General features: G+C 68.6%; 23 protein-coding genes. 13 read left to right on the top strand and 10 right to left on the bottom strand.

The window, feature by feature from the left end:
* Positions 1–93: 93 nt before the first annotated feature.
* Together FB471_RS11300 and rsgA are read right to left on the bottom strand one after the other, a co-directional pair.
* Positions 94–882 (bottom strand): SCO4651 family lipoprotein, encoded by a 789-nt coding sequence (locus tag FB471_RS11300; RefSeq protein WP_141997610.1) that lies wholly within the window; start codon positions 880–882, stop codon positions 94–96.
* A gap of 227 nt (positions 883–1,109) precedes the next feature.
* Positions 1,110–2,123 carry a ribosome small subunit-dependent GTPase A gene (gene rsgA / locus FB471_RS11295; protein WP_141997608.1) on the bottom strand — a complete coding sequence of 338 codons (1,014 nt, stop codon included), beginning with the start codon at positions 2,121–2,123 and terminating at the stop codon, positions 1,110–1,112.
* Positions 2,124–2,301: 178 nt separating this feature from the next.
* Between rsgA and FB471_RS11290 the strand changes: the two genes are divergently transcribed.
* Both FB471_RS11290 and FB471_RS11285 read left to right on the top strand, forming a co-directional pair.
* Complete coding sequence (locus FB471_RS11290) at positions 2,302–3,132, top strand: SOS response-associated peptidase (RefSeq protein ID WP_141997606.1); 831 nt, start codon at positions 2,302–2,304, stop codon at positions 3,130–3,132.
* Entirely contained in the window at positions 3,129–3,740 is a 612-nt protein-coding gene (locus FB471_RS11285; RefSeq protein WP_141997604.1) for an alpha/beta hydrolase family protein, read from the top strand. The genes FB471_RS11290 and FB471_RS11285 overlap by 4 nt, the downstream gene beginning before the upstream one ends.
* Here the strand turns inward: FB471_RS11285 and FB471_RS11280 are convergent.
* Both FB471_RS11280 and ybaK read right to left on the bottom strand, forming a co-directional pair.
* Positions 3,737–4,270, bottom strand: a complete 534-nt coding sequence (locus FB471_RS11280) for a hypothetical protein (protein WP_211358011.1) — start codon at positions 4,268–4,270, stop codon at positions 3,737–3,739. The two genes, FB471_RS11285 and FB471_RS11280, sit on opposite strands and share 4 nt — an antisense overlap.
* 151 nt (positions 4,271–4,421) lie before the next feature.
* Positions 4,422–4,901 carry a Cys-tRNA(Pro) deacylase gene (ybaK, locus tag FB471_RS11275; protein ID WP_141997602.1) on the bottom strand — a complete coding sequence of 160 codons (480 nt, stop codon included), beginning with the start codon at positions 4,899–4,901 and terminating at the stop codon, positions 4,422–4,424.
* 328 nt (positions 4,902–5,229) lie between these two features.
* Here ybaK and FB471_RS11270 point away from each other — a divergent pair, with 328 nt between their 5' ends.
* Together FB471_RS11270 and rsrA are read left to right on the top strand one after the other, a co-directional pair.
* A complete protein-coding gene (locus tag FB471_RS11270; protein WP_142001776.1) occupies positions 5,230–5,814 on the top strand; it encodes a sigma-70 family RNA polymerase sigma factor in 585 nt (194 codons plus the stop codon).
* Positions 5,811–6,128: a mycothiol system anti-sigma-R factor gene (rsrA, locus tag FB471_RS11265; protein ID WP_141997600.1), complete on the top strand. Its 318-nt coding sequence runs from the start codon at positions 5,811–5,813 to the stop codon at positions 6,126–6,128. Before FB471_RS11270 ends, rsrA begins: the two co-directional genes overlap by 4 nt.
* Positions 6,129–6,203: 75 nt before the next feature.
* Here the strand turns inward: rsrA and FB471_RS35930 are convergent, their stop codons facing one another.
* Positions 6,204–6,278: a 50S ribosomal protein bL37 gene (locus FB471_RS35930; RefSeq protein ID WP_005466056.1), complete on the bottom strand. Its 75-nt coding sequence runs from the start codon at positions 6,276–6,278 to the stop codon at positions 6,204–6,206.
* A 136-nt stretch (positions 6,279–6,414) separates the two neighbouring features.
* On the opposite strand from FB471_RS35930, the gene FB471_RS11260 reads away from it, so the two are divergent.
* Positions 6,415–7,947 (top strand): sensor histidine kinase, encoded by a 1,533-nt coding sequence (locus FB471_RS11260; protein ID WP_141997598.1) that lies wholly within the window; start codon positions 6,415–6,417, stop codon positions 7,945–7,947.
* A gap of 184 nt (positions 7,948–8,131) precedes the next feature.
* Here FB471_RS11260 and FB471_RS11255 read toward each other — a convergent pair whose 3' ends face one another.
* Together FB471_RS11255 and FB471_RS11250 are read right to left on the bottom strand one after the other, a co-directional pair.
* Entirely contained in the window at positions 8,132–8,386 is a 255-nt protein-coding gene (locus FB471_RS11255; protein ID WP_141997595.1) for a WhiB family transcriptional regulator, read from the bottom strand.
* A gap of 277 nt (positions 8,387–8,663) precedes the next feature.
* Entirely contained in the window at positions 8,664–9,590 is a 927-nt protein-coding gene (locus FB471_RS11250) for a diacylglycerol/lipid kinase family protein (protein ID WP_141997593.1), read from the bottom strand.
* A 310-nt stretch (positions 9,591–9,900) separates the two neighbouring features.
* On the opposite strand from FB471_RS11250, the gene FB471_RS11245 reads away from it, so the two are divergent.
* A complete protein-coding gene (locus tag FB471_RS11245) occupies positions 9,901–10,386 on the top strand; it encodes a hypothetical protein (RefSeq protein WP_211358010.1) in 486 nt (161 codons plus the stop codon).
* A 143-nt stretch (positions 10,387–10,529) separates the two neighbouring features.
* Here FB471_RS11245 and FB471_RS11240 read toward each other — a convergent pair whose 3' ends face one another.
* Entirely contained in the window at positions 10,530–11,036 is a 507-nt protein-coding gene (locus tag FB471_RS11240) for a GNAT family N-acetyltransferase (protein WP_141997591.1), read from the bottom strand.
* A gap of 1 nt (position 11,037) precedes the next feature.
* The gene (locus tag FB471_RS11235; protein WP_141997589.1) at positions 11,038–11,631 is read right to left on the bottom strand and encodes a histidine phosphatase family protein; all 594 of its coding nucleotides are present in this window, start codon (positions 11,629–11,631) and stop codon (positions 11,038–11,040) included.
* 60 nt (positions 11,632–11,691) lie between these two features.
* Here FB471_RS11235 and FB471_RS11230 point away from each other — a divergent pair, with 60 nt between their 5' ends.
* Together FB471_RS11230 and FB471_RS11225 are read left to right on the top strand one after the other, a co-directional pair.
* Entirely contained in the window at positions 11,692–12,177 is a 486-nt protein-coding gene (locus tag FB471_RS11230; protein ID WP_141997587.1) for a hotdog fold domain-containing protein, read from the top strand.
* A gap of 57 nt (positions 12,178–12,234) precedes the next feature.
* Entirely contained in the window at positions 12,235–13,758 is a 1,524-nt protein-coding gene (locus FB471_RS11225) for a GMC oxidoreductase (protein ID WP_246076349.1), read from the top strand.
* Here the strand turns inward: FB471_RS11225 and FB471_RS11220 are convergent.
* Positions 13,734–14,336, bottom strand: coding sequence for a dTDP-4-dehydrorhamnose 3,5-epimerase family protein (locus tag FB471_RS11220; RefSeq protein WP_141997585.1), 603 nt, complete (start codon positions 14,334–14,336; stop codon positions 13,734–13,736). The genes FB471_RS11225 and FB471_RS11220 overlap by 25 nt on opposite strands.
* Before the next feature lie 359 nt (positions 14,337–14,695).
* On the opposite strand from FB471_RS11220, the gene FB471_RS11215 reads away from it, so the two are divergent.
* The 5 genes from FB471_RS11215 (at position 14,696) to FB471_RS11195 (ending at position 19,450) form a co-directional block, all read left to right on the top strand.
* Positions 14,696–15,904: an NAD(P)-dependent malic enzyme gene (locus tag FB471_RS11215; RefSeq protein WP_246076701.1), complete on the top strand. Its 1,209-nt coding sequence runs from the start codon at positions 14,696–14,698 to the stop codon at positions 15,902–15,904.
* 181 nt (positions 15,905–16,085) lie between these two features.
* Positions 16,086–17,186: an ABC transporter ATP-binding protein gene (locus FB471_RS11210; RefSeq protein ID WP_141997582.1), complete on the top strand. Its 1,101-nt coding sequence runs from the start codon at positions 16,086–16,088 to the stop codon at positions 17,184–17,186.
* Positions 17,179–17,859: an ABC transporter permease gene (locus FB471_RS11205; RefSeq protein WP_141997580.1), complete on the top strand. Its 681-nt coding sequence runs from the start codon at positions 17,179–17,181 to the stop codon at positions 17,857–17,859. The genes FB471_RS11210 and FB471_RS11205 overlap by 8 nt, the downstream gene beginning before the upstream one ends.
* Entirely contained in the window at positions 17,856–18,533 is a 678-nt protein-coding gene (locus FB471_RS11200; protein WP_141997577.1) for an ABC transporter permease, read from the top strand. Before FB471_RS11205 ends, FB471_RS11200 begins: the two co-directional genes overlap by 4 nt.
* 11 nt (positions 18,534–18,544) lie before the next feature.
* Positions 18,545–19,450, top strand: coding sequence for an ABC transporter substrate-binding protein (locus tag FB471_RS11195; RefSeq protein ID WP_141997576.1), 906 nt, complete (start codon positions 18,545–18,547; stop codon positions 19,448–19,450).
* Positions 19,451–19,534: the final 84 nt, after the last annotated feature.

Below are 19,534 nucleotides of genomic sequence, written 5' to 3'. Positions count from 1 at the left end.
TCCTGGCGGTCGAAGCGGCCTTCACCACCGGTGGCGAAGGCCGCTTCGATACCTCAGTACATCAGTTGTTCGAACGTGCGGCGCGAAACCGGGTCAGTTCCCCTGGACCTGGTCGGCGGGCGGCGCCTCGATGTTCACCGGTGCCCCCCAGTCGGAGTACGTCATGGTGACCTTGCCGCCCTGACCCGCGGGCGCGCCCGCGGCTTCCATGACCTTCGCCATGTCCATCGTGACCTGCAGGGGGAGCTCGTCCTCGCTCAGCCAGAGCTCCATCGGCAGCTTGTCGACCTTACCGGCCATCTGCTCGTTCATGCCCTGCGGCAGGTTGGCGGACTCCTGCTCCAGCAGCTTCTGGAAGTCGAGGTCGATCACGTAGTGCGTGGCGGGCTGACCGTTCAGCTCGGTCTGCTCGCTGCTTTTGATCGTCCCCGCGGCCTTGACCTGGTCGAGCGCGTTGCGCACGTCCATCTGCGAGGTCATCTCCTCGATCTTGCCGCCCATTGCCCGGGACATCGGGTCGTTGCTGTCCTTGCTGGCCTTCGTCCAGGGCTTGTCGCCGGTGGCCTGCGGCTGCTTGATGTAGAGCGCGTCCCCGACCAGCCGCATCTCCATGTTCTGGCCGAGCATGTCCATCGTCATCGACATGGCCGGGTTCTCACTGTCGAAGCGACCCTCGCCATTGGCCTTCATGTTCATCCCGGCGACGCTCATGTCGAAGGTGAACTTCGCGGTCTGGCTCTTTTCCGTGCCGGTCAGGGCGGCCTGGACCAGCTCCTGTGCGTTGCCGTAGGTCTGCGCCTGACCCTCGACACTCTCGCCACCGCAACCGGTGAGCGCGAGGACCAGTGCGAAACCCCCAGCCGCGAGGGCCGTCTTGCGCATGCGATCGCCTGCCTTCATCTTGTGTCTTGTCCCACGGTCGGGTTATTCAGGTCCGCAAAGCGTGTCACCAATACTGCCACCTGCGACGACCACCTGCGCGAGCCCGGCGGCCCGCGGTCGACAACCCTCCTTGGCTCGTGCCCGTACACGAGTGTGACGTTTGAACCACCTTCAGGGTTTCATGCCGCTGATCACCCCGCGCGCGTCGGTCGAAAAACGTCGACGTGTTATTGCTCGATTCCCGCGCGTGAGAAGAGCAGCCGCCGCAGGGAGGCCAGCCTGCCCGCGGTGGCCGTGGTGCCCGCGTCCTCGGCCGGCACGCTGTCCAGCGCGCAGTCCGGATCGCCCGGCGGGCCGAGGTGCCCGCAGCCGGAGGGACACTCCTCGGCGGCCTCGGCGAACTCGGGGAAGGACCCGACGATGTCGTCGGCGGTTACATGGGCCAGGCCGAAGGACCGGATCCCCGGGGTGTCCACCACCCAGCCGCCGCCGGGAAGGGCCAGCGCGACCGCCGCGACCGAGGTGTGCCGCCCCTTGCCCACCGCGCTCACCACACCGGTGGCCAGGTCGGCGTCCGGAACCATGCGATTGACCAGGGTGGACTTGCCCACCCCCGAGTGCCCGACCAATGCCGAGACCCGACCGCGTAGCCACTCGGCCAGCTCGGGCGAGTCCTCGTCGTGCCGCGTGACCACGGCGGGCACCGCCAGGTCCGTGTAGCCGGCCAGCAGTTCGTCCGGCGCGGTCAGGTCCGCCTTGGTCAGGCAGAGCACCGGCTCGAGCCCACCCGCGTAGCAGGCGACGAGGCAGCGGTCGATGAAACCGGTCCGGGGCGGCGGATCGGCCAGCGCGGTGACGATCAGCAACTGCTCCGCGTTGGCGACCACGATGCGTTCGTGGGAGTCGGTGTCGTCCGCGGTCCTGCGCAGCACGCTGCGGCGCTCGTCCACCCGCACGATCCTGGCCAGGGTGTCCGGCCTGCCGCTGACGTCGCCGACCAGCCGCACGTTGTCCCCGACGACCACCGGCGTCCGGCCGAGCTCGCGGGCGCGCATCGCGGTCACCACCCGGTCCGGATCGCCCTGGATGGCGCAGGTCCAGCGGCCCCTGTCCACGGCGACCACCATCGCCGCCGCCGCGTCGGCGTGGGCGGGACGGAGCTTGCTGCGTGGTCTGCTGCCCTTACCAGGGCGCACCCGGACATCGGACTCGTCCAGCGTGCGCCAGTCCCTGCGGGCCAAACCCCTCCATCCCTCCTGCGGGTCACCTGCGGCGACTCGGCTCGCCGCGCAGTGACGATGATCCCCCATCGGGCCGGGCAGGCCAACGCGCGTGACTCGCGATCTGTCGGTGGGCCGTGCCAGGATGTCTCACACCAGGGCAGACGCGCATCTCACCGGGTAAACAGGAGGTCGGCCGATGTGTGGCCGTTACGCCGCGACGAAGAACCCGGCCAAGCTGGCCGCCGAGTTCGACGCGGTCGACGGGACGGAAGGCGAGGCCCCGTCCGAGAACTACAACGTCGCGCCGACGATGAACGTGCTGACCGTGGTGCAGCGGCATCCGCGGGACGAGGAGGGCAGGGTCATCCAGGACGAGCCTGCCGTGCGTAGCGTCCGGGTGATGCGCTGGGGCCTGGTGCCCTTCTGGGCCAAGGATCCCGCCGTGGGTAACCGCATGATCAACACCAGGGCGGAGTCGGCCACCGAGAAGCCGGCCTTCCGCAAGGCGCTCAGCCGGCGCCGTTGCCTGATCCCCGCGGACGGCTGGTTCGAGTGGCGGGCCGGGTCCGGCGGCGACAAGACCGGCAAGAACGCCGACAAGAAGGCCGACAAGAAGGCGCCGAAGGACCCGTTCTTCATGACCACCCGGGACGGCTCCTCGCTGGCGATGGCCGGCCTCTGGGAGACCTGGCGCGATCCGAAGGCGGACCCCGACGCCGCGCCGCTGATCACCTGCTCGGTCATCACCACGGACGCCGTCGGCCAGCTCGCCGACATCCACCACCGGATGCCGCTGCTGATGCCGAGCCGGCACTGGAACACCTGGCTCGACCCGGACAACACCGAGGTCACCGGCCTGCTGGGGGAACCGGATCCGGAACTGGTCGACCGGCTGGAGCTGCGCCCGGTGTCCACCAGGGTGAACAACGTCCGCCACAACGGCCCCGAGCTCACCGAGCGAGTGGACCCGGCGCCCGCCGAGCTGGACGGCGGGCTGTTCGACCTGCCCAGCAGCCGGCACCCATGACTTGCCTGGAGATCGACACCGCGCACGGCCTCGCCCGTGCCGAGCTGCACTGTGCCGAGGAAGGGGTCGCGGGGCTGCTGCTCGGCCACGGCGCGGGTGGCGGGATCGACGCCCCGGACCTGGTCGCCGCGACCAGGGCGGCGCAGGCCGCCGGGGTGCATGTCGCGTTGGTCGAGCAGCCGTACCGGGTCGTGGGCAGGCGCGCGCCCGCGCCCGCGAACCAGCTCGACACCGCCTGGCTGACCGTGGCCGAGGAGCTGTCCGCGCGGTGGTTCGACGACCTGCCCATGGTGTTCGGTGGCCGGTCCTCAGGCGCGCGGGTGGCCTGCCGCACGGCCGCCGCCGCGCAGGTCGCCGCCGTGCTGTGCCTGGCGTTCCCGCTGCACCCGCCCGGCAGGCCGGAGAAGACCCGGCAGGCCGAGCTGGACGCCGTGGAGGTGCCCGCCCTGATCGTGCAGGGGGAGCGGGACCCGTTCGGTCGGCCGGAAGCCGGCCACCATCACGAGCTGGTGCTCCTCGCGGGGGATCACAGCCTGCGTGCCGACCTGGAGGGGATCGCCCGCGCCACCGGTGAGTGGCTCGAGCGTGTGCTGCGCCCGCTGGTCTAGAAGGTGCCCCTGCGCCGCCAGTAATGCAGGGTGACCATGACCAGCAGCGGGCCCCAGAGCAGCAGTGGGGCGTAACACAGCGTCATCACCAGCTGGTACGGGTCCCCCTCTTCCATCGTGCCGCTCGGCATGGCGTCGCCCGCCTTGCCCCAGTTCAGCGCCGACCACCAGGTGATCAGGGTAACCGCGACCGCACCCGCCATGGCCGGCACGATCGCGGCCAGCGGTGGGATCCGCCTGTCTCCCAGCACGGGAACCCAGCGCGGCATCACCTCGCCCCAGCGCCGCACCAGCCCGAATGTCAGGAACGCGAGGGCTTCGGCGAGGAGGCTGAGCCCGAACACGTACACCGTCCCCCACCCGGGGATACTGAACTCGCGCAGCCCGGCCTCGGTGAAGCCCACCGGGATCTGCAGTCCCATCGCGATCCGCCACAGCCCGGACGGCACGGCGCTCGCCGCCGCCAGGTGTGCCGCCACGTTCGCCCAGCGCGGGATCGCCGTCTCGGTCGTCGTCATCGCCGTCGTCATGCCCCAACGATCGGCTCCTCTGCGGGGACGGCACTTCCCGCGCGCTGGGGTACTAGCTCCCCCACCGGGGTGGCCTAGTACCGGATCAAACACCCGGCGGGCAACCCCGGGAGACCGCCGGTGCTCGCTGTAGTGGCACGGTGAAATGGCATTAGGTGGTGGCGATTTCGGCGACCACGGCCGCGGTGAGCCGGATCAGGTCGGCCGGCACCAGTTCGACCTCGAGTCCACGTCTGCCGGCCGAGCAGTGCACTGTGTCGAACAACTCGGCGGTGGCGTCCACCACGGTCGGTAGCCTCCCACGCTGCCCGAGCGGGGAGATCCCGCCCGCCACGTAGCCGGTGGCCCGCTGGGCGGCCGTCATCTCGGCCATCCTGGCCTTCTTGCCGCCGACGGCCGCGGCCAGCGCTTTGAGATCGAGCTGCCCTGTGACCGGTACCACACCTACAGTCAGCGTGCCGTCCACCTCGGCGACCAGGGTCTTGAACACCCGTTCGGGGTCGAGGCCGAGTGCCTCGACCGCCTCCATCCCGTAGGAGTCCTGCCGGGGATCGTGCTCGTAGGAGCGCAACGCATGCCACACCTGCTGTTGTGCCAGCAGTGCGGTCGCCGGGGTGCCTTTACCTGCCACGAGTACCTGCCACGAGCGCTACCTTAGGCGCGGCCCGCCGCGGGATCGAGCGGGAATTCGCCGGGGGTCGGTCGTGTTGGTACGGGATGTGCTGACCGAAGTTGCTCCGAACGCCGTCCGTACCGCGCGACCGGCCGTGTCCGGCTCACGGCCTGACGTGCGCGTATCCTCGGAACTGTCGTATGCGTATCCGGCTACGGATGCCGCCCGCAGGTCGCGGGGCGTCGACGCCGACCAGGAGGGGAACGGTTTGCCGAGTACACAGCAGCCTGCGGAGCCCACGGTCGACAGCACTGTCGACACGGACTCCGCGAGCGGCACGGAAGACATCCGCGAGCGCGTCGAGCGGTTCGAGCGGGACGCCATGCCGCTGCTGGACCAGCTCTACTCGGCGGCGATGCGGATGACACGCAACCCCGCCGACGCCGAGGACCTGGTTCAGGAGACCTACCTGAAGGCCTATGCGGCGTTCGCGTCCTTCAAGAAGGGCACGAACCTCAAGGCCTGGTTGTACCGCATCCTGACCAACACCTACATCAACAGCTACCGCAAGCGGCAGCGTCAGCCGCAGCAGCAGTCGACGGACGAGATCACCGACTGGCAGCTCGCCAAGGCGGAGAGCCACACCTCCAGCGGCCTGCGCTCCGCCGAGGTGGAAGCGATGGACCACCTGCCGGACGTCGACGTCAAGGCGGCACTGCAGAAGTTGCCGGAGGACTTCCGGCTCGCGGTGTACCTGGCCGACGTCGAGGGTTTCGCCTACAAGGAAATCGCCGAGATCATGGATACACCCATCGGCACCGTGATGTCGCGCCTGCACCGTGGCCGCGCCCAGCTGCGTGACCTGCTCGCGGACGTGGCGCGGGAGCGTGGTTTCATTCGTTCGGCCAAGCAGGAGGTGGCTGGTCGATGAGCAATGCCTGTGGAGACTCCGACAAGGTCAGCTGCGAGGAGGCGCTGGCCGAGATCTACCTGCTGCTGGACCAGGAGTGCAGCAAGGAGCACGAGGCCCAACTGCGCAAGCACCTCGAGGACTGCCCGCCCTGCCTCGAGGAGTACGGGATCGACGAGCAGCTCAAGGTGCTGCTGGCCCGCAAGTGCGGTGGCGAGCACGCGCCGGACGAGTTGAAGAGCAGGCTGCGGGCGTCCATCCGGCGGACCGTCGAGGAACGTGCCGGGCACCTCGTGGAGCGGACCGAGGTGAACGTCGAGCGGCGCGCCGAGTAGCGGCCAGCCCGCCCCTGGAACATCGCGGCCCCGGTACCGAGAGTGGTACCGGGGCCGTCGTCTGCCGGTACAGCGTCAGCTGTTCGGCTTCTTGCCGTGGTTCGCGCTGTTCTTCTTCCGGTCGCGACGCTTACGGGCGCGCTTCGACATGTTCACTCCTTTGCGACAACCCGTCCAGTGTGTCACGGGCGCTGCTTCGCAGGTCCCTGGCCCGCCGGCCGGGGCCGGGTCTGGTTGTATGGAGCTGGATAGTCCCCGGCCGAGAACGAGGGGTGGGTAGGCGCCATTGTCCACGCTAGCCGAACTGCTCGCCGAGCACACCGGCCTCTCCGGGGAGGCCGCCGACCATCTGCAGCTGGTGGTCGCCGAATGGCAGCTGCTGGCCGACCTTTCCTTCGCCGACTTCCTGCTCTGGGTGCCGGTGGACGCCGGGGAGCGGCCGGCCGAGCATGCCGCCGGTGACCTCGGCGAGCCGGACGGTACCGACGACTTTGTGTGCGTGGCGCAGGCCCGGCCGACCACCGCGCCCACCGCGCATCCGGAGGATGTGGTCGGGGCCAGGTTCACCACCGCGGACCATCCCCAGCTGTCCAGGGCCATCCGGGAGGTCCGGATCTGCCGGGAGGAGGACCCGCACTGGTACCTGGATCTCCCGATGCGCCGCGAGGCGATCCCGGTCAGCTTCGGTGACACGGTGGTCGCGGTGCTCAGCAGGGAGACCAACCTGGCGGCACCGCGGGTGCCGAGCCCGCTGGAGATCGCCTACCTGGGTAGCGCGGCCGACCTGTGCCAGATGATCGCCGACGGGACCTTCCCGAGCGCGGGCAGCCCGACCGATGTACATACCAGCCCCCGGGTGGGTGACGGGCTGATCCGGTTGGACTCCGCGGGCGGGGTGGTGTTCGCCAGCCCGAACGGGCTTTCCGCGTATCACCGGATGGGGCACGAGTCCGATCTGGTCGGGGTGCGGCTCGCCCCGCTGACCCGTTCGCTGATCCGGGACCCTTTCGATGCCACCGAGGTGTCCCATCGCATTCTCGACGCGCTGGACGGGAAGCCGGGCAGTCGGATCGAAGTGGACTCCCGGCGCGGGGCCGTGGTGCTGTTCCGCGCGTTGCCGTTGCGGCCCGCCGGGCAACCGGCCGGCGCGCTGGTTCTGGTCCGGGACGTGACCGAGGTGAAACGCCGCGATCGCGCGTTGATGTCCAAGGACGCCACCATCCGGGAGATCCATCACCGGGTGAAGAACAACCTGCAGACGGTGGCGGCCCTGCTGCGGCTGCAGTCCCGGCGAACCTCCAATCGGGAGGCACGGCACGCGCTCAGTGACTCGGTGCGCAGGGTGACCTCGATCGCGATGGTGCACGAGGCACTGTCGATGTCCGTGGACGAGCGGGTCGACCTGGACAAGCTGCTGGACAACGTGTTGCCCATGGTCGGCGAGGTGGCCACCGCGGAACCCCATGTGAGCCTGGAGCGCAGCGGGTCGTTCGGGGTGGTGGCCGCGGAGATCGCCACGCCGCTGGTGATGGTGCTGACCGAGTTGGTGCAGAACGCGATGGGGCACGCCTTCCCGGACAGCAGGCCGGGCAAGGTGGAGATCACTGTGGAGCGTTCGGCCCGCCGGATGGATGTGTTGATCCGGGACGACGGGCAGGGCCTACCTGCCGGGTTCTCCCTGGAACGCGCGGACGGGCTCGGCCTGCAGATCGTGCGGACCCTGGTGGAATCCGAGCTCTGCGGCTCGCTGTCGCTGCGCGGTCCGCGTTCCGGCGGCACCGAAGCGGCCCTTCGCATTCCCCTCAGCCGCCGGCTCTGATCTGACAAAGCGTCCGAGAACTGCCGAGACCTGCGGTGGCGGGTGGAAACGTTCGAGGGCCGGCACCCGTGGGTGCCGGCCCTCGAACGTTTACCGCGGCGGGATTGCCCTTTCCAGTGGGGGATCCGTACTCGGGCCACGCCGGCGTGGTGCGCGACGCGTGCGGTAAAGCCAGTATTGCTGATCAGGCGTTACTGCGCGTACCGATGTGCGAGCGACGGCGCTTCAGCGCGCGACGCTCTTCCTCGCTCATACCGCCCCACACGCCGGCGTCCTGGCCGCTGGCCAATGCCCAGGCCAAGCAGTCCGACGCGACAGTACAGCGGTGGCACACAGCTTTAGCCTGGGCGATCTGCGAGATCGCAGGACCGCTCGTTCCCACGGGGAAGAACAGTTCGGGGTCCTCGTCTCGGCAGGCCGCGCGGTGGCGCCAGTCCATTTCTGTGAGCTCCTTATGAGGGCGCGGTGCTCCGCGCCGCAGTCGTCAATGGCGGTCGTTTTTGGGTGCTTGTGAATGCTTTCACGAAGCACCGGCTTCGACAAGTGTTTTCTCGAGATCGGTGAGTCAGCTCACCCGGCTGGGCGACTGTCTGACCTGCGGTTTCTGCCCGAATCGACGCTCCGCACCGGAAGTGCGATGCGGTGAACGGAGGGTCTCCGTCGATGAGCGGCTGATCGAGTTTGTCGCAGGTGATCGGCCGGGATCTCGCCAACCCTCAGCACACGACGGTCAGCGCGTTCGGCACGCTGCTGAACTCCACCGTCGTTCGCTGGCCGACCAGGTCACCGTCCACCTGAAAGTTTACCGGTTCTTCCGCGTCGATCCGGACGATCGGCAGATCGTCCCGGCGCACGAGTTGCCTGCCGCGGTGCTTGCTCTTGCTGCGCAGCGCCTGCCGGAGGTGGCGCAACACGGTGAGCAGCCCGAGGTTGCGCAGCGCGAACAGGCCGAGACCGGTATCGAACGAGCAGTTGGTGTTCAGATGGATCGGCCGGGAACCCAGATAGCTCCACGGATCGGTGTTGGAGACGAAGGCCGTGGTCACCGCGACGGCTTCCTCGCCGGGTAGTCGTACGGTCAGCGGCGGCCTGCCTCGCGGCGGGCGCAGGTAGCAGGCGACCGCGGCGCGCAGGTACAAGCCGGGACTGGTGCGCTTACCCCGCCTGCGGTCCACGCCCGCGACCACGTCGGCATCCCAGCCCAGGCCCGCGTTGAAGGTGAACCAGCGGTCGTCGGCCACGCCAAGGCCCACCCGGGTGGTTCGCCGCTCCTCGATGGCGTGCAGCAGTTGATGGGTGGCCTCGAGTGGGTCGCGCGGATGTCCGAGGGCGCGGGCGAAGACATTCGCCGACCCGCCGGGCACCACGCCCAGCATCGGTACCGAGTCGTGCCCGCCCGGCCGGGGCGGGGTGTCCGCGAGCAGCCCGTTCACGACCTCGTTAACCGTGCCGTCACCGCCATGCGCGACCACCAGGTCGATCTCGTCCCGAGCGGCCGCCCGGGCGACGTCCCGTGCGTGCCCGCGGTGGTCCGTCTCGACGACGTCGAGCTTCACCTCGCTCGCGAGGGCGTGTGCCAGGACATCGCGGCCACCAGGGGTGGTCGCGGTTGCCTGCGGATTCACGACGAGGACGGCACGCATTACTGCAGAGTAAGTGACCGCACCACCTGAACGGAGTACACGCGGGCCTCACTTCCTGCGAGTCTCGTCACGTCCTCGGCCTGACGTCTCGTGCCTGTGCCGGTGGTCCTCCTTCGCCTCAGCGATGGCGCCTGCGTCGTGACAAGTGCACCCGGGCCGACCGCCCGCTCGCCGACGACACCCCAAGTCTTGTCCCTTGGCGGCCGGGCGAAAACGGCCGACCGGGTGGCATACCATCGAATGTGTTCACCCTCGGTCATTCCCGGAGTGGACCCCTGACCCGATCGGCAGTCCGGAAGGCCAGAATTCCGTGCCCTTCACCGACAAGATCTCGCCCGCCCCCGGCGAGGTGCGCCTCGCGGGCGTACTCACCGCGCTGCCCGGGCTGGCCATGCTCGCGCTCGCCGCCCTGCTGGTGGTCAGCTCGTTCAGCGGCACCAGCGAGATCGGCGGCAACAACGTCTACGCCGAGGCCGGCTACTACTTCGCGCTCGCGGCGGGCACCCTCGCCTGCGCGGCAGGCCTGCTGCTCGGCAAGACCTGGGCCCGCTCACCAGGGGTCGTGGTGGCCCTGATCATGGCCGGCGTCGGCTGGTACGCCACCGGCCCCTCCGGCCGGCCCGGGTTCGGGATTCCCCTGATCGCGGTGGGGGTACTGACGGTGGTGCTGCTGTTCCGCAGGCGTTCCCGCGCCTGGGTGCTCGGCCAGGAGGACGGTGAGTCCGAGGAGGAGGCCGCCCGCAGGGACGGCGCAGCGGGCCGGGCCGCCCGCCGCGAGCGGGAGGAGGACGGCTGAGCCTACTGGGAGGGTTGTTCAGAACGACTCAGCGACCGCGGGCCGCCAGACCCATGGTCACCGCGGCGCGCAGCGCCACCGTGTGGGTGGTGGTGGGCGACGGGCGGGAGGTCGTTGCAGGTCAAGGTATTTGGTGACGCATGCTACGGATCTGAACAGCCCGACTCTTGGGTAAGACACTGAGCGCCGAGCTCGCGCAGCGGCCCTTCGGTGAGCCGGTACACGGTCCACTCGTCCATCGGTACCGCACCGAGTGACGTGTAGAACTCGGTCGCCGGGTTCCAGTCCAGCACCCACCACTCGAGCCGGGCGTAGCCCCGGCGCACGCACTCCCGCGCGAGCTCGGCCAGCAGGGCCTTGCCGAGCCCGGCGCCGCGCCGGGACGGTCGCATGTACAGGTCCTCGAGGTAGATCCCGTGCACCCCGCGCCAGGTGGAGAAGTTGAGGAACCACAGGGCGAAGCCCACGACCTCGCCGTCCACCTCGGCCACGTGCCCGAACAGCGCCGGGGACTCGGCGAACAGTGCCGCGCGTAGCTGCCCGGCCTCCAGGTGGCATTCCTGCGGTGCCTTCTCGTACTCGGCGAGCTCATGGACCAGCTCGACCACCGTGTCCACATCGGACTCGCGAACACGCCTAATTTGCTGCACGTCAACCCCTTTGGCAAGCCGGAACGTTCAGGTGCCGGATCTGCGGTGTGCCACGCTCCGCGCCGAGCACGCTGATGCCCGCCGGGCCCAGCCCGAAGTGCACCCCGTCGCCCGCGGGCATCCCCAGCCAGCAGGCGACCAGGACGCGGCTGAAATGGCCGTGGCCGACCAGTACCACCTCGGTGTCCCCCAGCAGGTCGCCGATCCGGGTGAGCAGCGTACGCGCGCGCTCGCCGACCTGTGCGGCCGTCTCGCCACCGGGGCTGGGGTGCGACCAGACGGTCCACTCCGGCACGGTCCGCCGGATGTCCTCGGTGGTCCGCCCCTCGTACTCACCGTAGTCCCACTCCGCCAGTTCCTCGGTGACCTCCTCGACCCGCAACCCGGCCAGTTCGGCCGTGCGCAGCGCACGCGCGCGCGGGCTGGCCAGCACGACCGGCGCCGCCGGGCCGCGGAGCAGGTCGAGCGTCTCGCCGGCCGCCCGCGCCTGCCGTTCGCCTTTCGCGGTCAGTGGGATGTCGGTACGTCCGGTGTGCCGGCCGGTGGCCGACCATTCCGTCTCGCCGTGACGTAGGAGGTAGAGGGCCTGTCGCATGTTGCGAATATAGCCGCCGGTGTACTGTGCTACTGGCGAGTAACCTGCGAGGGAGTGAGCATGGCGCGGAACCAGACCTTTGCGATGTGGACCAAACTGGCGGCCAAGCCGGGTGGGCGGCAGCTGTTCTCGGCGGCGATGTGCCTGCGGGTCCCCTACTTCCGCACGGTGCTGCCCTCGGTGCGCGAGCTGCGGCCCGGCTACTGCGCGGTGAGCGCGCCCAAGTGGTGGGGTGTGTACAACCACATCGGCACCTTCCACGCGATCGCGGCCTGCAACCTTGCCGAGATCGCGATGGGCATGCTGGCCGAGGCGACGGTGCCGACCACCCACCGGTGGCTGCCCAAGGGCATGACGGTGAACTACGTGGCCAAGGCCGAGACCGGGCTCACCGCGGTGGCCGAGCTGCCGGAGATCCCCGAGTTCGGTGACGAGGGGGCGGACGTCGAGGTTCCGGTCACCATCTCGGACAAGGCGGGCGCGCCGGTGGTGACCGGCACCATCACCATCTGGGTGACCCGGAAGGAGCAGCGGACCCCAGTGTGAGGTAAACGGTGTTTACTCAACCTTGCGTGCGCTCTCAGCAGCGGTGATGCTGGGGTCGTGAGGTGTTCCCCGAGGTCCTGGCCCGCCATCGTGATCGGCTCCGGTTACGGGGCCGCGGTCGCCGCGTTGCGGCTCACCGAGGCCGGCGTGCCCACCCTGATGCTCGAGATGGGGCAGTCCTGGTCCGGCGGGGCGAGCGCGTCCTTCTGCGGTATGCGGTCCCCGGACGAGCGCTCCACCTGGTTCGCCGAGCGGACCAGGGCGCCCCTGTCCAGCTTCCTCTGGATGGACCTGGCCAACCGGACCATCCGCAGGCACGCGGGGGTGCTGGACCGGGTGGACTTCGACGAGATGTCGGTCTACGTCGGGCGTGGCGTGGGCGGTGGGTCGCTGGTCAACGGCGCGATGGCCGTCACCCCGCGGCGGGACTACCTCGCGGAGACGCTGCCCTGCGTCGACGTGCCGGAGATGTACCGCACCCACTTCCCGCGGGCGCGGGCCGAGCTCGGTGTGAACGAGATCGACCCGGACTGGTTCGAGACCTGCCGCTCGTACGCGTATGCCCGGCTCTCCCGCAAGCAGGCGCACCGGGCCGGGCTGGCCACGACCTTCGTGCCCAGCGTGTACGACTTCGACTACCTGCGGCGGGAGGAGGAAGGGTCGGTCCCGCGCTCGGCCTTGGCCGCCGAGGTCATCTACGGCAACAACCACGGCAAGCGCTCGCTGGACCAGACCTACCTCGCCGCCGCGCTGCGCACCGGCTACCTGACCATCCGTACCTTGCACGAGGTCCGGGAGATCGAGCTGGAGCCGGACGGCAGGTACACCCTGACCGCGCGGGAGATCGACGCGGAGGGCACCCTGCTCGGCGTCCGGCGGTTCGGCACCGACCGGCTCTTCCTCGGCGCGGGCAGCCTCGGCTCCACCGAGCTCCTGCTGCGGGCGCGGGAGACCGGCCGGCTGCCGGGGCTGAGCACCGAGGTCGGCAGGGGTTGGGGCGGCAACGGCAACGTCATGCTGGGCCGGGCCAACCACCTGTGGAACACCACCGGCAGGTTGCAGTCCGCCATGCCCGCACTGGGCATCGACAACTGGGACGACCCCGAGCACCCGGTCTTCGCCGAGGTGGCGCCGGTACCGGTAGGCGTGGAGACCTGGCTGAGCCTGTACCTCGCGATCACCAGGAACCCCGAGCGCGGGCGGTTCAGCTACGACCTGGCCACCGATTCCGCCAGGCTGTGCTGGTCGGCCGCGCAGGGGCAGCCCGCCATCGACGCGGCGAAAGCGACGTTCGACCGGATCAACCGGGCCAACCGTACGATCTACCGCTACGACCTGTTCGGCGGCACTCGGCCGTTCGAGAACAGGTTCACCTACCACCCGCTCGGCGGCGTGGTGCTCGACAAGGCGACCGACGCGTACGGCCGGGTGAGGGGCTACCGCAACCTCTACGTCACCGACGGCGCGCTCATCCCCGGCAGCACCGGGGTGAACCCGTTCGTCACCATCACCGCGCTGGCCGAGCGCAACCTCGAGCGCGTGCTCGCGGAGGACGTTCAGCCCGCGCGCAGCTTCTCGTAGTAGGCCACGCAGTCGGCGTACTGGGGCAGCAGGCCACTCGCCTCCGCCTCGGCCAGGGTGGGCGCCGCGGCGTCCTTCTCGGACAGCACCGGGGTGAGGTCGGTGGGCCAGGGCAGGTTCAGCGCCGGGTCCAGCGGGTTGACGCCGTGCTCGGCTCGCGGGTTGTAGCCGACCGAGCACAGGTAGGACATCGCCGTGTTGTCCTCCAGCGCGATGAAGGCGTGGCCGAGGCCCTCCGCGAGGTACATGGCGCGGAACTCGGTGTCGTCCAGCCGGACGGCATCCCACCGGCCGAAGGTCGGCGAACCGACCCGCACGTCGACCACCACGTCCAGCAGGCTCCCCCTGGCGCAGTAGATGTACTTCGCCTGACCGGGCGGGGTGTCGGCGAAGTGGACGCCGCGGATGGCGCCACGGGCCGAGATGCTGTGGTTGGTCTGCGCCACCCACAGCGGGTGGCCGATCGCCTCCTGCAACGCGGGTTCCTGCATCGGAGCCACGAACAGTCCGCGGTTGTCCGAAAACGTCGTCGGGATGAACTCGTAGGCGTCCCGTACATCCAGCTCACGCACCTGCATGGTCCCTACCTTAGCCAGCGGCTCGTGCCCGCCCGCGCACCAGCGGGTGTGCTTTCGCAAGCCGGACGGACGTCTTCTATACGCCTCGTTGACCTGCGGAAAGGGCGCCGTAGATGTGATATCCCCCGCACCACGGGGCCACAGGACGCGCGCGTACTGTCACACTGGACCAACCGCCGCGTTGCGGTCACGCCTCACCATGGGCCGAGTCGACGCCAAGCCTCGCCGGCAGCCCGCGCTACCGCGCTGGACAGCCGTGCTGGAGGGAAACCCGATTCACCGGGGGTACGTGTATTCGTGGGCCGTGTGGGCCGCGACCCGAACCGACGACAGGAACAACGATGAACAACCAGGTCAGCATGGACATCGCCGACGAGACCCCGCCACCGGGGATCGGCGAGGCGGCGCCGGTGACCGACGCCGAGGTGTTCCGTGGGCATCAGGGCGGCAAGCTCTCGGTCACCGCGGAGCGTCCGATCTCGCGGCCGCGTGACCTGTCCATCGCGTACACGCCGGGCGTGGCCAAGGTGAGCAGGGCGATCGCCGAGGACGCCTCCCTCGCCCGGCGCTACACCTGGGCCGACCGCCTGGTCGCCGTGGTGAGCGACGGCACCGCGGTGCTCGGGCTCGGCGACATCGGCGCGAGCGCCTCGCTGCCGGTGATGGAGGGCAAGTCGGTGCTGTTCAAGAGCTTCGCCGGACTCAACTCGATCCCGCTGGTGCTGGACACCACCGACGTGGACGAGATCGTCGAGACCCTGGTGCGGCTGCGCCCGTCCTTCGGGGCGGTGAACCTGGAGGACATCTCCGCGCCGCGCTGCTTCGAGCTGGAGGAGAAGGTCAAGGAGGCGCTGGACTGCCCGGTCATGCACGACGACCAGCACGGCACGGCGATCGTGGTGCTGGCCGCGCTGCGCGGGGCGAACCTGGTGCTGGACCGGGCCGTGGCCGGCCAGCGCGTGGTGATCTCCGGTGCCGGTGCCGCGGGTGTGGCCTGCGCGCGGATCCTGCAGGCCGCCGGTGTCGGCGACGTCACCGTGCTGGACTCGCGGGGCATCATCCACCCGGGCCGGGACAACCTGAACCCGGTGAAGGAGGAACTGGCCACCACCACGAACAGCACCGGCCTGCGTGGTGGGCTCGGCGAGGCGCTGCGCGGCGCCGACGTGTTCATCGGCCTTTCCGGATCGACCATCGAGGAATCGCTGCTGGCCACCATGGCAGAGGACGCGATCGTGTTCGCGCTGTCCAATCCGGATCCCGAGGTGCACCCCGATGTCGCCGCCCGGCACGCGGCCGTGGTGGCCACCGGGCGCAGTGACTTCCCGAACCAGATCAACAACGTGCTGGCCTTCCCCGGCGTCTTCCGTGGGGCGCTGGACGCCGGCGCGCGGGCGATCACCGAGAACATGAAGCTGGCCGCGGCCGACGCGATCGCCGGGGTCGCCGCCGACCGGCTCTCCGCCCAGCACATCGTGCCCAGCCCGCTGGACCCGAGGGTGGCCCCCGAGGTGGCCGCCGCCGTGGCCAAGGCGGCCGAGAGCGACGGTGTCACCCCCACCCCCTAACCGGCCCAAGTGCCCTGAACGTGGCTTTCGAGACGTCAGATGTCTCAAACGCCACGTTCGCGACGTCCAGTGTCCTGATCGCCACGTTCAGGGCCCCCGGATGGCGGGAATAGCTGTGCCGGGGGCGGGGATCTGGGCTAGGGTGCTTCGACCCGTGCGCGCCGACTGAGGGGAGTGACGCGTGGGCATCGAGTACCGGGGCGTGACCAAGCGGTATCCGGGCGGCATCACCGCGGTGGACGAGCTGAGCCTGACCGTCGAGGACGGCACGATCACCGTTCTGGTGGGCCCCTCCGGTTGTGGCAAGACGACCTCGCTGCGCATGATCAACCGGATGGTCGAGCCCACCGACGGCACGATCCTGTTGGACGGCAAGGATATCCGGGACGCCGACCCGGCGCTGCTGCGCAGGGGCATCGGCTACGTGATCCAGCACGCCGGGCTGTTTCCACATCGGACCGTGCTGAACAACGTCGCCACCGTTCCCCTGCTCGCCGGCTGGGACAGGGGCAGGGCCCGTAAACGGGCGGCCGAGTTGCTGGAGACGGTCGGCCTGCCCGCGGAGCTGGCCAAGCGCTACCCGGCACAGCTCTCCGGTGGGCAACAGCAACGGGTGGGCGTCGCCCGCGCGCTCGCCGCCGACTCGCCGGTACTGCTGATGGACGAGCCGTTCTCCGCGGTGGACCCGGTGGTGCGCGAGGGGCTGCAGGACGAGCTGCTGCGGCTGCAGTCCCAGCTGGGCAAGACGATCGTGTTCGTCACCCACGACATCGACGAGGCGATCCGGCTCGGCGACAACGTCGCGGTCCTGCGCGTGGGTGGAAAGCTCGCGCAGTACGGGACGCCCTCGCAGCTCCTGCGGCATCCGGTTGACGACTTCGTCGCGTCGTTCGTCGGCAAGGATCGGGGCTACCGCGGTCTTTCCTTCCTACCGGGCAGCGCGGTGCCGGTGGCGGAGGTGGCCACGGTCACCCTCGGCAGCACCCCGCCTGCCGGGCGCTCGCGGTGGTTGCTCGCGGTGAACGAGGCGGGTGAGCCGCGCGGCTGGCTTCCGCCCGATTCCACTGTGGGCGGTCCGCTGGCCGAGCCGGATCTGGTCGCGGGCGGCTCGCTGTACCAGCGGGGCGCCCCGGTGCGCGGCGCCCTGGACGCCGCGCTGTCCTCTCCGGCCAGCCTCGGGGTCGTGGTGGACGAGGCCGGCCGCGCGATCGGTGCGGTCACCGCGCGGCAGGTGCTCGACGTGATCGAGAACCACCCCGAGGGCGTCGGTTCCGATGGGTAGCTTCTTCGACAAGCTCGGCCACTACCTGGCTAACGCCCACAACCAGGCGCGGTTACTGGACATGCTGCTGGAACACATGTACCTCGCGCTGGTACCGCTCGCCTGCGGCGCGCTGCTGGCGGTGAGTGCAGGTTGGCTCGGAATCCGTTTACCGCGGGCGCGCGGGGTGCTGCTCGTACTGGGGAACCTGCTCTACACTGTGCCATCGCTGGCGCTGTTCGTGGTGATCCCCGGCCTGATCGGTAGCCAGATGCTGGACAGTATCAACGTCGTGATCGCGCTCACCATCTACACCGCGGCGCTGCTGGTGCGGCCGGTGCTGGTCGCGCTGGACGCCGTGCCGCAGCATGTGATCGCCGCGGCGACCGCGATGGGATACCGCCCGGCCCGGCGGTTCCTCGGTGTGGAGCTTCCACTGGCCGTCCCGGTGCTCGCCGCAGGGGTCCGGGTGGCATCGGTGAGCAATATCAGCCTGGTCAGCGTGGGCGCGCTGATCGGAACCGGCGGTCTCGGTGTGCTGTTCACCGACGGGTTTCCGCGGATGTACTTCGCACCGGTCGTGGTAGGTATCGTTCTGACCTTGTTGCTGGCGCTGGTAGTCGACTTCCTGCTGGTGTCGGTACGGCGTTGGTTGACGCCGTGGCTGCGTTCTCAACCGGGTGAGGAAGCATGATCGCGGAGATACTCACCTTCCTGGGTGACCCGGCCAACTGGATCGGCCATCTGTTTGAGCACCTCGAGCTCACCTTCGTCTCGCTCGGGCTAGCGCTGATCATCGCCTTTCCCGTCGGGCTGTTCGTCGGCGAAACAGGTCGAGGAGGCACAGTACTGGTCGGATTCAGTAACGCCATGCGCGCGCTGCCGACCCTGGGACTGGTCACGTTTATGTTCATGATTTTTTACGTGAACTTCCCTGGCGAGACAATCACATACCCAGCCGCCGTCATCGGGTTGGTGGTGCTTGCGATACCAGCGATCTTGGCGGGCACATACGCTGGGGTGCAGGCGTGTGATCCGTCGGTAGCCGATGCTTCCTTGGGGGTCGGGATGACCCGTTGGCAGCGGCTGTGGCAGGTCAAGGTGCCGATCGCATTGCCGGTTATGCTCGGTGGGGTCCGAAACGCGGTCCTGCAGTTGGTGTCCACGGTGACGGTCGCTGCTTATATCAGTGCAGGCGGCCTCGGCCGCATATTGCTCGATGGTTTAGCTAACCGTGATTATTATCAGGTTGTTGTGGGAGCTGTCCTGACCGCGCTGCTGGCCATTGCGCTCGACCTGGTTCTTGCCGGACTGCAACGATTGATCGTGTCCCCCGGGGTAGCGCTGGCAACCACGAGTCGTACCTAAGGAGACAGGTAATGAGAAGGTCAGTTATCGTAGTTATCGCCTCCCTTGTTTTGCTTGCCACTGGCTGTAGTGGGGACCCGCTGAAGTCTGGCAGTCAAGACGGTCCCGGTGACGGTTCCGGCGGGAAAGTAGTTGTCGGCTCTTTCAATTTTGGTGAGAGCCGGGTGTTGGCGCATGTTTACGCCGAGATGCTGCGCAGTGTTGGTGCGCAAAATGTCGCTGTGCCATCATCTCTCGGCAGTCGCGAGGTCGTTGTCAGAGCGTTGCAGGATGGGTCAATCAATCTCATTCCCGAATATAGTGGAAATTTGCTGAGACATTTCGAAAAAGGGACCGAGGCGTCTACCTCGGAAGAGGTCTTTGCGCAACTGGGAGACAAGTTGCCGGAGTCCCTCCAGGTGCTTGAGCAGGCGGCTGCGGAGAACAAGGACAAACTGGTGGTCAGTCAGGACCTGGCCGCCACTGGAATCGAAACGATCTCCAATTTGGCCCCGCGCTGCGAGGAGTTGGTTTTCGGTGGTCCCGGCGAGTGGGCGAAGCGTTGGGAGGAGACAATCAAGCAACTCTACGGTTGCGACTTCGCTGAGATCACCGTTACCGATACCGGCGGCCCGGTTACCATTTCTGCGCTGAATTCTGACGAGATTGACGTAGGCGCACTGTTCTCTACCGATCCGGCTATTCAGCAGAATGGTTTTGTGGCGCTGGAGGATGACAAGAATATGTTCCCGGCGCAGAATGTGGTTCCGCTGGCTAAGAAAGATGTGCTTAGTGACAAACAAAAGCAAGCGCTTAACTCTGTGTCCGCAGCGCTGACGACCGAGAAGCTGACTCAGATCAATGTCGAACTGGATGTAAAAAAGCGTAACCCTGTCGACATCGCACAAGAGTTCCTAAAATCCAACAACCTGCTGTAGATACTGGGTGTTAAGCTGGGTGAGCTTTGTCCGTGCTAGGCGCCGCGGACAAAGCTCACCCAGTGCCTCGTATCTGATTCAGGA

Origin of the sequence: Amycolatopsis cihanbeyliensis, assembly GCF_006715045.1 — a bacterium.
Classification (GTDB): Bacteria; Actinomycetota; Actinomycetes; order Mycobacteriales; family Pseudonocardiaceae; genus Amycolatopsis; species Amycolatopsis cihanbeyliensis.
The sequence above is the reverse complement of the archived record's forward strand: the minus strand, read 5'-3'. Positions and strand labels throughout refer to the sequence as shown.